The organism is Natrinema sp. LN54 (assembly GCF_052439245.1).
In the GTDB taxonomy this organism is placed as follows: Archaea; Halobacteriota; Halobacteria; order Halobacteriales; family Natrialbaceae; genus Natrinema; species Natrinema versiforme_A.
The window spans coordinates 530,496-544,286 of the sequence record NZ_JBQVRP010000001.1 but is presented as its reverse complement, the minus strand read 5'-3'; the positions used below and the strand labels follow the sequence as shown (position 1 = coordinate 544,286).

Here is a 13,791-nt window from a genome sequence, read left to right as displayed (position 1 = left end):
ACATCAGATATCATGACGACGAGTAGACGCCCGCAGAAAGGAGGTGTCGATGATGGGTAACCCGCCAACGGACGGCGACGAGGACGACCCCGACGCCGAGACCGACGGCGGCCTCCGAGCCTATACCGTCAGGCTCGAGCTCGTCGACGAACCCGGCGAGTTGCTCCGCGCGCTCGCCCCGATCGCCGACAACGGCGGCAATCTGTTGAGTATCCACCACGAGCGCGGCAACATCACGCCGCGCGGCCACATCCCCGTCCAGGTCGATCTGGAGTGTCCCCCCGATCGGTTCGACGACGTCGTCGAGGGGCTCCGCGGTGCCGGCGTCAACGTGATTCAGGCCGGCGCGGAACACTACGGCGAGGAAGTCAACGTCGTGCTGGTCGGCCACCTCGTCGAAACCGATCTCTCGAATACGCTCTCCCGCATCGAGGACGAAGCCGACGCCGTCGTCCTCGATCTCTCGCTCGCCGCGCCCGAGGGAACCGACGGCATCTCGAGTGCGCGCGCCCGACTCGCGATCGACTCCGGGCGGTCGTCGGAGGCGCTCGCGGCGATCCGCTCGATCGGGACGGACAAGGACCTGACCGTCGTCGAACCCCTGCTCGGAGGTGACGCCTGATGAAACTCGCAATCCTCGGTGCCGGTGACGTCGGTCGCTCTGTGGCCGATCTCGCCGCCGAATACGATCACGAGGTCATCGCGCTCACCGACTCGACTACCGCGACGGTCGATCCGAACGGAATCGCCGTCGACGACGCCCTCGAGCGCAAGGTCGGCGACGAAGCGCTCGGTTCCAGCGACCCCGAGGACGTCTTCGAGACGGAGTACGACGTGCTGGTCGAGGCGACGCCGACGACGCTGGGCGACGCCGAACCCGGCTTCTCGCACGTGAAACGCGCACTCGAGGCCGACCGCCACGTCGTCCTCGCGAACAAGGGCCCGGTCGCCGAACGCTACGAGGAACTCCGCGCGCTCGAGGCCGACAGCGCGGGCTCGATCCGGTTCGAAGCGACCGTCGGCGGCGCGATTCCGGTGCTCTCGACGGTCGAAGACTGCACGCCACAGGCCGTCACCGCGGTCCGGGGCGTGCTCAACGGCACGGCGAACTTCATCCTCACCCGGATGGCCGCCGAGGGACTGGACTACGAGCACGTCCTCGCGGAGGCCCAGGATCTGGGCGTCGCCGAGGCCGATCCCACCTTCGACGTCGACGGGACCGACGCCGCGCTCAAGTTCGTCATCCTCGCGAACGTGCTGGGAGACGGCGGGTTCTCGCTCGAGGACGCCACCGTCGAAGGCATTCAGGACATTCCCGGCAGCGCGCTCGATCTCGCCGCCGAGGACGGCCGCACGATTCGGCTCATCGGCGAGGCGACCCGCGACGGCGTCCGCGTCGGCCCGCGGCTCGTCCCCGAGAACGGGGCCCTCGCAGTCACGGGCACGCGAAACATCGTCCAGATCGAAACCCGCAACGCCGGCTCCCTGCACTCGAGCGGCCGCGGTGCCGGCGGTCCGGAGACGGCGACGGCGGTCCTTTCCGACGTCGGCCGACTCCCGCCGCTGTAACCCGCGATCGTCGTTTCTTTCGTCATCGTTCTCCGACCGCGCCGTTGTACTGGAACGTTCCGAAGTATGTGAAGGCTAGCCAAACCGCAAGAAGGCGGCGGGGTAGACCGAATACGCTATCGAAATGGTTTTAACCGCAACGAGCCAAAGAGACCGATATAAGCGCCTCTGCGCGTGAGCTACAACAATGAGCGACCAACACCAGAACCTGGCCATCATCGGTCACGTTGACCACGGGAAGAGTACGCTCGTGGGACGACTCCTCTACGAGACGGGGAGCGTACCCGAGCACGTCATCGAACAGCACCGCGAAGAAGCAGAAGAGAAGGGCAAGGGCGGCTTCGAGTTCGCCTACGTCATGGACAACCTCGCCGAGGAGCGAGAGCGTGGTGTCACCATCGACATCGCCCACCAGGAGTTCTCCACCGACGAGTACGACTTCACCATCGTCGACTGTCCTGGTCACCGCGACTTCGTGAAGAACATGATCACGGGCGCATCCCAGGCGGACAACGCCGTCCTCGTCGTCGCCGCTGACGACGGTGTCGCGCCCCAGACCCAGGAGCACGTCTTCCTGGCTCGAACCCTCGGTATCGACGAACTCATCATCGGCATCAACAAGATGGACATCGTCGACTACGAAGAGTCGACGTACGACGAGGTCGTCGAGGAAGTGAACCAGCTGCTCAAGCAGGTTCAGTTCAACACCGAGGACGCCTCGTTCATCCCGATCTCGGCCTTCGAGGGCGACAACATCGCCGAGGAGTCCGACAACACGCCGTGGTACGACGGCGAAATCCTGCTCGAGGCCCTGAACGACCTGCCGGAGCCGGAGCCGCCGACGGACGCGCCGCTCCGACTCCCGATCCAGGACGTGTACACCATCTCCGGTATCGGTACCGTCCCCGTCGGACGTATCGAGACCGGTCTCCTGAACACCGGCGACAACGTCTCCTTCCAGCCCAGCGACGTGGGCGGCGAAGTGAAGACGATCGAGATGCACCACGAAGAGGTGCCCAAAGCAGAGCCCGGTGACAACGTCGGATTCAACGTCCGCGGCATCGGCAAGGACGACATCCGACGCGGTGACGTCTGTGGCCCCGCCGACGACCCACCGAGCGTCGCCGAGACGTTCCAGGCCCAGATCGTCGTCATGCAGCACCCCAGCGTGATCACGGCCGGTTACACGCCGGTCTTCCACGCCCACACCGCACAGGTCGCCTGTACGATCGAGTCCATCGACAAGAAGATGGACCCCTCGAGCGGCGAGGTCGCCGAGGAGAACCCCGACTTCATCCAGTCGGGTGACGCTGCTGTGGTCACCATCCGACCGCAAAAGCCCCTCAGCATCGAGCCGTCCAGCGAGATCCCAGAACTCGGGAGCTTCGCCATCCGCGACATGGGTCAGACCATCGCAGCCGGCAAGGTCCTCGAAGTCCACGAGAAATAAATGCAGCAGGCACGCGTTCGACTCGCGGGCACGAGTCCAGACGACCTCGACGATATCTGTGACGACGTCCGTGAGATTGCGAACAACACCGGCGTCAACCTGAGCGGGCCGATCCCGCTGCCGACGAAAACCCTCGAAGTGCCGACCCGAAAGTCGCCCGACGGCGAGGGCACTGCAACGTGGGAGCACTGGGAGATGCGCGTCCACAAGCGCCTGATCGATCTGGACGCCGACGAACGCGCACTCCGACAGCTCATGCGCATTCAGGTGCCGAACGACGTCTCGATCGAGATCGTCCTCGAAGACTGACGATCGCGGTTTGCGGTTCCGATTTTGCCGTTTTTGGGTATCGCCCGTAGCCGTGCGTTCGTTACGCACGCGTCCCGGCATCTCCGGGTTCGTCGGAACCCGCCTCGAGACCGCTGTGCTTCAGCGGTCCCGAAATCCTCGGCGCGTCGGCGATTTCGAGGCCGGACGCTCCGACCCACCATCGACACTCACGGTACGCGACAGATAGCCGCCCGTATTGACGCGGGGACTTTTGGGGAGCGCCGTCCGAGTAGTCGGTATGGCGGATCGTTCGCGGACGGGAATCGGGACGCGGTCGGGGACCAGCGCGGAGCCGGGCACCGGCGACTCGAGCGGGCCTATCTTCGAACTGATGGTCCTGTTCGTGATCGTCTTCGTCGTCCAGCAGGTGGCGGCGCTGCTCAGTTTCGGGCTGATGGCCGGCCTGTTCGTACTGGCGCCGCCGCTGTCGACCAATCCGTGGACGATCGTGACCAGCGTCTACGCCCACGGCAGCCTCGGCCACCTGGTCTCGAACGGCCTCGCGCTGGTCGTCTTCGGCTGGCCGGTCGCCCGCGCGACGACGCGGCTGCGATTTCACCTGTTCTTCCTGGTGACCGGTGCGATCGCCGGGATCGTCCAGATCGTCCTCTCTCCGATGCTCGCGGCCGCGTTCGCGGCGTTGCCGGACGTGCTCACGATGTGGGTGGCGTGGCTGCCGTTCTTCCCGCCCGTGCCGGCCGGCGGCGTGCTCGGTGCCAGCGGTGCCGTCTTCGCCCTGCTGGGCTATCTCGTCGCCTCGAACCGGCTCTCGACGGGGCTGGCCTCGTTCGTCACCGTCCCGCAGTGGCTGTCGATCCTCGTCTTCGTCGGGCTCGCGATCGCGGTCACGTTCGCCACCGCCTCGCCCGGCGTCGCCCTGATCGCCCACTTCACCGGGTTCCTCGTCGGAGTGGGTGCCGGCCGCGCTCGCGTGTTGCAGGCCGGCTCGAGCGCTCGGTCGGACGCCGCGCGGCGCTGAGCGCTTTCGGGGCCTCAAAGGGCGCGCTCGAGTGCAGCGTTCCCGTGGTGATCGGTCACGATCCGTCCTCGAAACACAAGCTACAAATAGAAACCCAGGTTAGAAACGGGCGAGGGCTCGTAGATCAGTGGTAGATCGCTTCCTTCGCAAGGAAGAGGCCTCGGGTTCAAATCCCGACGAGTCCACTTCTTCACGTCGCTTCGCTCGTTCAGTCGTGGACTCGTCGAACATCGCAAACGCTTCGCGTTTGCTCAATCCCGACGAGTCCATTTCCCTCCGCTCACAGTTTGCGCCGCGAGTGACTCGAATTTGGATTTAGATCACTCGAGACTGCCGAGCACGGCTTGGCACTGGCTGTAGCGGTCAGTCGGCCAGTGGCAACGCTATTCTAAACCCCTTTTCCGTCGCTTTCAGCGTGCAATAGTCCCGAGTCGGTCCCGATCGGTGCGCGCCGCGCGGTGGCCGGGGATGAGCCCCGGCTACGCCTGACGGGGAACCACGACGGGGGCCGTCGGGTTCCCCGTTAGGAGTGTGGCTAAGAGCACATCATCAAAATACCTCGCATCGCTCCGCGACAGCAGAGCAGAAACAACGCCCACGGGGTGCGAGAAAAAATTTCCCTCTTTGTATGACTCATCCACAATCAATGGGAAAGACCATAAATCTTCAACATATGGAATTGTGATAGTGCCAGAGAATAATAGTAGTGGGCCTCAGGTAATTCACGGACGGAATATCGCTATATCCATTTCATCAGAATGTGACTATGAGCATGAGGGAACCTATTCTGATAATATCGACTCCTATGTCAAACAAAACTTCTCATACATTCCGCTCCTACCGGATGGGAAATATGTAGACATTGAAGAAGATGAAGTAAAGGAGTTGAAGGATGGACAGTGGATCCATGAAGACCATCCAGTTGCCATAGCAGTTGAACAATTAGCGAAGCATGATTTCTTACTCATGGCCGTGCATTCTTTTTTCTTCGTAGTTGAAAATGGAGAACTAAGAACTTCAAAAACACCCTCAATTGATGACAATGATATAGAGATATTCGGTCAGCCAAAGAGCCTCTTAAATGAATATCCTGAGTATAGAGAAACAGCTAGAGAAATAATGGAGAATGACATTTCAATCAGAATAATAACATTGGCAGATATAAACAAACGTCCTGTCCGAGATATGCTATACTCACTAATATCGTCCCTTGAAATGATGTTTCAGAGAGTAATTAAAACAAATGTCCATGAGAAGGATACGTTATTGAAGCAGATGGATCCAGTTAGCGTGGGTCGGTGGAAAAAATCTCAGTACCATGATGTACAAATGCACCCTTCAGAATATATGAACTTCGGAGAGATGAAAAAGATTATTGGGAAGTCTGATGAGTTGCGATCGGAATTTAACTATAGTTCTAGAAATCAATTCAAAAAGGGAACAAAAGGACTAGTTGATTTAAGGAATAATGTGATGCATTCCTCAAAAACGTTAGTCCGTGATCGAGACGAAATTGAAAGTCTAAACCGACGCATTCAGAGATTGGAAGAACTAATCAAACGTGGCGGTGGAGAAATTACGGGAAGGGATTATCCATTGCCTTTCCAAGATTAGTTGTATCCATTTAATCTCATTAATCGATATCTTTGCCTGTTTAGTCCCACGGTGATCGCCACCTCCATGCCACCGGAGTAGTGGCAGATTGCTTGAGTGAACCATCTTGTCCTGAAGAATCGTGAGACCAGAGCGTCCGTGCGGCTTGTAGACGACGAAACAGTACCAGCCATCGTGGCGGCGAAGTTTCTCGTGCTACTCTCGGAGACTTTCCAGTTCCTCGGTTGACCATCGAGGTGTTCGTGTATTGTTGATTTGATTTCGACGGGTGTCCCGTTCTGGAAGGTTGCGTCATGCCAGCTGGCCCGCTCGAGGTCGAACCGGCGCTTCTTGGCCATCTGCCTTTCGCAGATCGTGCCGAAGTGATTCGCACATTTCGAGAGCTACGACCCACGTTCCCCGCACTGAGATGCTAATAGCCCCGTTTCTGCTCCCGTTCACAAACCGGTTCCCCACACCGTTACTCGTCACTCGAGTCCTCGTCGTCAATAACCGCGACTTCGATCGTGCCATCTCCAGAAACAGTAACGAGGAACTCGTGATAGCGAAAGGAAACCGTCAGGTGCTGAGTGTGGCGCGTGCGCTGTGCGTGTTCCAGTACGGTATCGAGGCCCTCGGGATCGATGACCTCGTAGAGCGGGGGCAGCGTCGCCGACTCGCGCTCGGTGATCGACTCGAGCGTCTCGACCACGGCGACGCTGGGTTCGACCGACGCGAAGTCGTACTGCACGCGATAGGTATTCGTCTCGATGTCGTATTCGATCGGGCCGCGGTCACTCATCCGTCTCGTCGGCGACGATCTGTTGGCCGAAGTGATCGAACGGTTGCTTGTGGAAGCTCTTGAGGATCTTCGAGTTGATGACCTCGAGCCCGAGATCGGAGAGCTCGTCGCTGATCCGTGCGATGTCGTCCGTTTCGGTGCCGACGGCCTCGATCTGGATGTTCTGCTGGCCGTTGAGGACTTCCTGGATCGTGACGACGCCGCTCACCTCGCGGGCCGCTTTCGCCAACTGCTCGCGTTCCGGATTCGGCGCGGTACAGATAAAGAGGACGTGCAACTGGAGGCCCGCTTTGTCATAGTCGACGATCGGATGGTAGCCGCGGATGATGCCTTCCGCCTCGAGTTGCTCGATTCGATTCCGCACCGTGCTCGGCGAGACGCCGATTTTTTCGGCCATCTCCTTGGTCGTGAGTCGCCGTGCATCGCGTTGGAGCAGATAGAGGACGGCCTTGTTCGTTTCATCGAGATCCATTTGCTTGCATTCGCAAATGTTTGCGGTTCCCTTGTCCTTTTCGTACTACAAATCGGTATTTCTACAAATATCGCATCTTCGGCCGCGGAATATGTGGCCTTTCGCCGCGATTGTTGCGGAATAAGCAACGGCGATCGATCCGTCGGAACGGATCGGCACCACGCGAGACGGAACTCCATCCCGGCCCACGGCCCCCGCCGGAGCCGTGTCTACGGCCGCGACCGCGAGTCCCGTGGACAGCGGGGTGGAGCCCGAATCCCTGACTCGAGCGGGTGGTTATCGGCCGCCTACCCCGAAATTTCGTCGCTCCGAAACCGGTTGGCAGTCGTTACCGTCACGGGGCCGGTGAGGAATGGACGGACTACCAAATAGGGAACCCCTCTTGGCAACGAGCAATGGCACAAAAGACCGGCGGCAACGCTCGCTCGAGATTCCATCGACTCGGGTCGCTGTTCTCGAATCGGTACGGGCGATCCGTCACTGAGGGGTCAGATCTCGAGGTGAACGTCGTCGATTCCATCCGGGATGTGGGGAAAACACAGTGGAATGGCATCGTCGAGCGCTCGAGTCGGGGCAGCGTCTTTCACCGCTACGAGTGGCTCGACGCGATCGAGCAGGGGCTGGGGTACACGCCTAAACACCTCGAGGTCACCAAGGACGGAAACACGATCGGCGGGATGCCGAACTTCGTGGTGGAGATCGAGAAGACCCCGTTCAACCGCCTCTCGTCGCTCTATCCGGGATTTGGCGGCCCGCTGCTCCCGACGGACACGACGGAGTCGCTCGAGCGCGTGACGAAGGCCGTCCCGCAACTCTGTCGGGGGAAGACGATCGTCCACCAGATCCGCGGGCTCGATATGAGCTATCTGCGGTACAACGACGCGCTTCAGTCACAGGGGTATCAGCCGTACCGGCGGGAGTGTCGGTTCCTGCTCGATCTCACCAAGGGCCACGACGAGATCCTCGCGGACATGAGCCGGACCCGGCGGCGGGGGATCGAACACGGTCAGGACGTCGATTACGAGATCGTCGAGGAGGAGATCACGCGGGAGACCATGCAGCGATTCTACCGGAGTTACGAACGCGTCATGGACCGCGTCGGCGGGGAGGTGTATCCGTTCTCCTTCTTCGAACAGCTACAAGCGATGGACGATCGACTCCTCTTGCTGACGATTCGGATCGACGGCGAGTACGCGGGCGGGATGCTCGAGGTACTCGACGACGAGCGCGATTCGATTCACGGCTTCTTCGCCGCCGTTCCCCGGGAGTACTTCGACGATCACGCGTCGGAACTTCTCTACGATCACGTGTTCCAGTGGGGGATCGACCACGGGTACGAGACCTACGACTTCGGCAGCACGAACACGGACTTCGAGGACGGCGTCTTCCGGTTCAAGGAAGGCTTCGGCGGGCGATCCGTCCCGATCCTCGTCTGGGAGCGTGGGTGTAGCCCCCTCTGGCCGCTGGTGAAGGCCGGCCGCGCGTTGTACTGGCCGTATTACACGTGATTCGGCTCGCCGGGATCGAGCGGCCGTTCGGACCCGTTCGAGGACCTGGTCCAAACGGTCGCCGGCTCGCGGCTCATCGGCACAGGCGAGCCGACGGATCGGCGGTCACGCGACCCGGCGATCGATCCGGTGTGGCGGGCGTCAGCGGCCGCTTACTGCGTCGGTATCGATCCCCGCCGCGTCGGCCACAGCCGGAAACGATAGTCGAACGGTCGTTCCGCCCTCGGGGACGTCGCTAAAGGAGAGCTCGCCGCCGGTCGTCCGGACGATCCAGTTGACGAGCCACAGTCCGAGCCCGGAGCCGTGGTCCAGTGCCGTCTCGTGGCCCGCGAGCACCGCTCGGCGTTCGGTCTCCGGAATCCCCGGTCCGTCGTCGGTGATCGTAAACTCGAGTCGGGTGCGAGAGTCGGACTCGACAGTGGAGACGGCGATTTCGATGCTCGGACGCCCGCCGGACCGGGCGGACACATCGGCGTGGCCGTTGCCGTCGCCGTCGGTCGCGACGGGTTCCCGCGACCGCGTCGCGGTGTTGTGTTCGACCGCGTTGTCGACGAGTTCGTTCAAGGCATCGATCACCGTGTCATCGACGGTGGGCGTCGCGGACTCCGCTCCGCCGTCTTCCACTCGCGACACGATGTCGGCGTTCGGATAGACCGACAGCGCCCGGTCCGTGACCCGCCGGACCGCCTCGGCGGCGGCGATCCGCTCGGCGTTGCCGTGTTGATCGAGCGTCCGCTCGACGCCGCGGGCCTTATCGGCCGTCGCGAGCAGGTCGTCGATCTCCGCGCGGATCGGCTGCACGTGCCGGGCCTCGAGTTCGGGGTCCCGTTCGCCGATCATGTTGGCGTGGCCCCGGATGACGGTGAACGCGTTCCGGAGGTTGTGCCGGAGCACTCGGTTGAGGACTTGAATGCGCTGCTCGCGGTCGCGCTGGTTGGTGACGTCGCGGGCGACGACGACGTAGCCGTCCTCGAGGCTACTCACCGTCACGTCCTGTGGGTACGTCGTCCCGTCCGTTCGCGTGCCGGTCAGGGTGCCGCGCCAGTAGTTTCGGTCGGACAGCGCCGGGACGACCTCCCGCTCGATTCGGCGTTGGGAGTCGTTCGTGTACAGCGTACACCACTGCTGGCCTTCGAGGTCGGCCCCATCCCCCAGTCCGTAGAGCGCGGCATACGCCTCGTTGGCGTAGACGTGGCGGTCGTCGACGACGACCGCGATACCGTCCATCGAGGCGTCGACGGCCCGCGAGAGCCGCTCGTTCTCGCGGTACTGCTGTGAGAACTCGGCGTAGACGTGCCCGATGGCGGCCCCGAAAGCGAGACCGGTGCTCGAGGCGTTGATGACCGGCTGGGCGAACCCGCCGGAAAATCCCATTCGGACCGAGAGGAGAGCGATACTACAGAGACAGAAGAGCGCGACCAACGCCCCGCAGATACACGAGCCGATGGTGACGATCACCGCCCGGTCGGGGTCGTCCGCAGCGTCGGTCCGCAGGCCGTATCCGACGAGCGCGACGCCGATTGCCGTCGGGACGACCATCTCGAGTGCCAGCAACAGCGGGGGGCCGCCGAACGCCAGCGCGTAGGCTACGACGATGCCGAGCAGGCCGAGACCGACCAGCGACACTATGTGCGCTCGAACACGGCCGACCGTACGGCGAGTGAGAGCCCCCATCGAACTAGTAGGGGATCTGTCTACTGCTCTCATTAATGAATTGGCACGGCGGTTGACACGACCGGCGAGTCGAGACTCACGACTCCTCTGATGCGAGTGCGAACGGACGGCTAATCGATCGCCGGACGGCAGGGCGACGGGGGCTCCGATCGACAGTTCTGATCGAAGGCCCGTGCGACGGTATATCCGGCTCGCCCCCGTTCGGTCCCGTATGACGACGGTACTCGTCGCACTCCGAGACCGACTGCTCGTCTGTACGGGCGACGGACCCGCGGCCGGCGACTGGACGACGACGGCGCGACTCGAGGGCCACGACCTCGAGTGCGTCGCGGCGGATCCCGACGCGCAGGACCGCTACGTCGTCGGCACGTTCGAAAACGGCCTGTTCCGAAGCGCCGACGGCGGCGAGACGTTCGAGCGACTCGAGATCGACTCCGATGCCCTCGAGAGCGACGCCGTGATGTCGGTGACGGTCAGCTCGCACGATCCGCGGGTCGTCTACGCGGGCACCGAACCCAGCCGTATCTTCCGGTCGCGCGACGGCGGCGATTCGTGGACGCACCTCGAGGGGCTCGCGGCCCTCCCCTCCGCGGACGAGTGGTACTTCCCGCCGCGCCCGCACACCCACCACGTTCGCTGGCTCGAGGTGGACCCGTTCGACCCCGAGCGACTGGCGGTCGGAATCGAAGCGGGCGCGTTCGTCTACACGCCCGACGGCGGCGAGACGTGGCGCGAGCGGCCCCCGGGATCGCGCCGGGACAACCACAGTCTGGCGACGCACCCGGATCGGGAGGGGCGACTCTACGCCGCGGCCGGCGACGGCTACGCCGAGAGCGACGACGGCGGGCGGTCGTGGCGGCGGCCAGAGGACGGGCTCGCACACACCTACTGCTGGAGCGTCGTCCCCGATCCCGGCGATCCGGACCGCGTGCTCGTCTCGAGCGCGAGCGGCGCGTCGACGGCCCACACGGCGAGCAGAGCGGAGTCGTACGTCTACCGTCGCGAGGACGACGGCCCGTGGGAGCGGCTCGACGATCGGGGCTTGCCGACCGGCGACGGCGTCGTCAGAGCGGTGTTCGCGACGACGGGCGAGCCCGGCGTCGTCTACGCGGTAAACAATCGCGGGCTCTTCGCAACCCGGGACTTCGGCGACTCGTGGACGCCGATCGAGATCGACTGGCCGGCGGGGCTCGAGGCGCAGTCACCGCGCGGACTGGTCGCGCTTCCCTGAGTCTGACCTCAGTCGGAAACACCGGCTGTCTCGTCCGATTCCGCCCGCACCGTGACGGTCGAGACGGCGTGGGCCGCGCCGACGACGGTCGTGCTCAGCACCGTTCCGACGGACGGCAGGCTTCCGAGGAACCACGCCGCGAGGCCGAGACAGCCCACGAGCGCGAGCACCCGCAAGCCGATCCCGCGGGTCGCTCGCCAACTCCGGGAGAGCGCGGTCAGCGGGCCCGCACCGGCGACGACGAACGCGGGCGCGGCAAAGGCCCGAACGAACGCGGCGAACAGGGGAACGGCGAGCACTGCTCCGAGCAGGAGCCCGCCGTCGAACGAGCCGAGGACTCGCCCGACCGCATCGAACGAGACGATCAACCCGAAATACGCGAGCAGCCGTCGGCCGGAGAGCGCCTCGTCCCAGCGCTCGATGTCGTCGCTGGCTCGCGCGACGGTCGCGATCCCGGCGACCGCGACGGCGGCGAAGGCGAGAATCTCGAGGCCGATCCCCCAGACGAGATACGGGGGCCGCAGACCGACGAAGGCCTCGAGCGAGCGCGCCGTTTCGGGGACTCCGGTCGGATAGCCGGCGTACTCGATGCTGAGACGCGTCCATTCACCGCCCCCGGTCGCCAGCGTCGGAAGCGGGTCGGCGCGCCGGAGCCAGTCGAGGACGGTGAGGAAAACGCCCGCGATCGCGAACGGCAGCGCGAGCGTCGGCTCGCGCCGGAGACGCGCTACCGGCTGCGGAAGGGTTACGGACGGTCCGGCATCGTCGGCGTCCCGCTGTCCGTTCTCGTCTGCGGACACCGCCTCTCCGGTCGGCCTCACCGGCGAACGGTCGTCCGAGTCCGAACCGGCGACCGATTCCGAGTTCGAACGGTTCCCCGTCGATGTCGCCGCCTCGACCTCCCCGTCAGTCATCCTGTTCCTCCAGCGCGAGGACGCGGTCCCCGTCGACGACGTAGAGGGTGCCGTCGCCGACTGCCGGCATGGAGATCGCCCACTTCGCCCCGTAGGTACAGCCCGGGTCGCCCGTTTCCGCGTCGAACGCGGCCAGTTCGTAGCTGCTGTTGGTCACGTAGACGACACCGTCGGCGACGATCGGCGTGTCGTCGTGCCCGTACGAAACCGACCACGCCGGCTTTCCGGTCTCGAGGTCGAGCGCGTGCAATTCCCCGTCGACGCCGTCGTCGGCCACGAAGACCCGTCCCTCGGCGACCGCGGCGGCCCCGCGGGTCGCGTTTCCCTCGAGGGACTTCCGCCATCGCCGCGCGCCGCTGTCGGCCTCGAGCAGTCGGATGCCCGTTCTGGTCGGGACGACGACGCCGGCCTCGGTCGCCGTCGGCGGCCGAACGGTCGCGTCCTCGAGCGTTCGGTCCCACCGTTTAGTGCCGCTCTCGGCGTCGAACGCCGCCACCTCGCCCGGCCGGCCGGTGGCGAAGACGATGCCGTCCCGGACCGCGGGTCGGTGGGTGATGCCACCGGCCTCGTCGTCGTCTCGGTCGAATCCCCGTCGCCATCGCTCGTGGCCGCTGTCGGCCTCGAGGGCGACGATCTCCGCGGTATCCGGTATCGCGGTGTATACGGTGTCTCCGACCCGCACGGGCGATGGCGTTTCGGACCGGTCTCGGAAATCGATCTCCGAGACCTGACCGGGGCCGCGCCAGCGCACGTCGCCGAATCGCAGTCCGAACAGTTCGACCCCGCCGCCGGCGCTCAGGCCGATGACACCGTCTTTTGCGGTGACCGCCAGCGTCCCGGTCTGATAGACCGACGACGGGACGTAGGTCGGACTCGAGGCGTCGATCGCGTCGACCGAAAAGCGGGCGGCTCCGCGCTCGGTATCGATCGCGACGAACTCGTCGCCGACGGTGTAGAGGGTGTCGTCGACGAGGACCGGCGGCGTGACTTCGAACCCGCTGACGCTCTCGAGGGATTCGTCCCACGCGACGTGGACCTCGTCGCGCGGGCCCGACGCGTCGGGATTGTATCCCGTCCCGGCGGCGTCGTAGCGGGCCATCGGCCAGTCGGTATCAGTTGTGGCTGAGCGGTCGGCGAGGAGGGTCCCGCCGGCGAGCAGTCCCGCGAGGCTCAGACCACACCCCGCGAGGAGTCGGCGTCTGGAGGGCATCAGTCGAGAGGTCGCCGTGCCGTTATGTAATTCTTACTTTCAGTTCAGCGCGTAGTCAA

The 13,791-nt window shown here is 63.9% G+C and carries 13 protein-coding genes, 1 tRNA gene and 1 pseudogene; 9 read left to right on the top strand and 6 right to left on the bottom strand.

What is annotated here, in order from left to right; genetic code table 11:
- Positions 1 to 52 precede the first annotated feature (52 nt).
- From ACT4ML_RS02755 to ACT4ML_RS02725, 7 genes are all read left to right on the top strand, one after another.
- On the top strand, positions 53 to 622 hold the full coding sequence (locus tag ACT4ML_RS02755; protein ID WP_444719484.1) for an amino acid-binding protein: 570 nt from the start codon (positions 53 to 55) through the stop codon (positions 620 to 622).
- Positions 622 to 1,569 (top strand): homoserine dehydrogenase, encoded by a 948-nt coding sequence (locus ACT4ML_RS02750; RefSeq protein WP_444719483.1) that lies wholly within the window; start codon positions 622 to 624, stop codon positions 1,567 to 1,569. Before ACT4ML_RS02755 ends, ACT4ML_RS02750 begins: the two co-directional genes overlap by 1 nt.
- Positions 1,570 to 1,756: 187 nt before the next feature.
- A complete protein-coding gene (tuf, locus tag ACT4ML_RS02745) occupies positions 1,757 to 3,019 on the top strand; it encodes a translation elongation factor EF-1 subunit alpha (RefSeq protein ID WP_444719482.1) in 1,263 nt (420 codons plus the stop codon).
- On the top strand, positions 3,020 to 3,328 hold the full coding sequence (gene rpsJ, locus ACT4ML_RS02740; RefSeq protein ID WP_004215311.1) for a 30S ribosomal protein S10: 309 nt from the start codon (positions 3,020 to 3,022) through the stop codon (positions 3,326 to 3,328). It begins immediately after the preceding gene.
- 259 nt (positions 3,329 to 3,587) lie between these two features.
- The gene (locus ACT4ML_RS02735) at positions 3,588 to 4,328 is read left to right on the top strand and encodes a rhomboid family intramembrane serine protease (protein WP_444719481.1); all 741 of its coding nucleotides are present in this window, start codon (positions 3,588 to 3,590) and stop codon (positions 4,326 to 4,328) included.
- A 113-nt stretch (positions 4,329 to 4,441) separates the two neighbouring features.
- Positions 4,442 to 4,513 (top strand) — tRNA-Ala (locus ACT4ML_RS02730).
- 346 nt (positions 4,514 to 4,859) lie between these two features.
- On the top strand, positions 4,860 to 5,942 hold the full coding sequence (locus ACT4ML_RS02725; protein WP_444719480.1) for a hypothetical protein: 1,083 nt from the start codon (positions 4,860 to 4,862) through the stop codon (positions 5,940 to 5,942).
- Positions 5,943 to 5,954: 12 nt separating this feature from the next.
- Here the strand turns inward: ACT4ML_RS02725 and ACT4ML_RS02720 are convergent.
- From ACT4ML_RS02720 to ACT4ML_RS02710, 3 genes and pseudogenes are all read right to left on the bottom strand, one after another.
- Positions 5,955 to 6,280 (bottom strand): annotated as a pseudogene (locus ACT4ML_RS02720) (hypothetical protein); the annotation flags it as partial.
- 122 nt (positions 6,281 to 6,402) lie between these two features.
- Positions 6,403 to 6,723: a HalOD1 output domain-containing protein gene (locus tag ACT4ML_RS02715; RefSeq protein WP_444719479.1), complete on the bottom strand. Its 321-nt coding sequence runs from the start codon at positions 6,721 to 6,723 to the stop codon at positions 6,403 to 6,405.
- A complete protein-coding gene (locus ACT4ML_RS02710) occupies positions 6,716 to 7,195 on the bottom strand; it encodes an Lrp/AsnC family transcriptional regulator (RefSeq protein ID WP_444719478.1) in 480 nt (159 codons plus the stop codon). The genes ACT4ML_RS02715 and ACT4ML_RS02710 overlap by 8 nt, the downstream gene beginning before the upstream one ends.
- 395 nt (positions 7,196 to 7,590) lie before the next feature.
- On the opposite strand from ACT4ML_RS02710, the gene ACT4ML_RS02705 reads away from it, so the two are divergent.
- Positions 7,591 to 8,703 carry a lipid II:glycine glycyltransferase FemX gene (locus ACT4ML_RS02705; protein WP_444719477.1) on the top strand — a complete coding sequence of 371 codons (1,113 nt, stop codon included), beginning with the start codon at positions 7,591 to 7,593 and terminating at the stop codon, positions 8,701 to 8,703.
- A gap of 141 nt (positions 8,704 to 8,844) precedes the next feature.
- Here the strand turns inward: ACT4ML_RS02705 and ACT4ML_RS02700 are convergent, their stop codons facing one another.
- Positions 8,845 to 10,329 (bottom strand): ATP-binding protein, encoded by a 1,485-nt coding sequence (locus tag ACT4ML_RS02700; RefSeq protein ID WP_444719476.1) that lies wholly within the window; start codon positions 10,327 to 10,329, stop codon positions 8,845 to 8,847.
- 259 nt (positions 10,330 to 10,588) lie between these two features.
- On the opposite strand from ACT4ML_RS02700, the gene ACT4ML_RS02695 reads away from it, so the two are divergent.
- A complete protein-coding gene (locus ACT4ML_RS02695) occupies positions 10,589 to 11,608 on the top strand; it encodes a WD40/YVTN/BNR-like repeat-containing protein (protein ID WP_444719475.1) in 1,020 nt (339 codons plus the stop codon).
- Between the two features lie 8 nt (positions 11,609 to 11,616).
- Here ACT4ML_RS02695 and ACT4ML_RS02690 read toward each other — a convergent pair whose 3' ends face one another.
- Both ACT4ML_RS02690 and ACT4ML_RS02685 read right to left on the bottom strand, forming a co-directional pair.
- Complete coding sequence (locus ACT4ML_RS02690; protein WP_444719474.1) at positions 11,617 to 12,522, bottom strand: hypothetical protein; 906 nt, start codon at positions 12,520 to 12,522, stop codon at positions 11,617 to 11,619.
- Entirely contained in the window at positions 12,515 to 13,732 is a 1,218-nt protein-coding gene (locus tag ACT4ML_RS02685) for an outer membrane protein assembly factor BamB family protein (RefSeq protein WP_444719473.1), read from the bottom strand. Before ACT4ML_RS02685 ends, ACT4ML_RS02690 begins: the two co-directional genes overlap by 8 nt.
- Between the last annotated feature and the right edge of the window lie 59 nt (positions 13,733 to 13,791).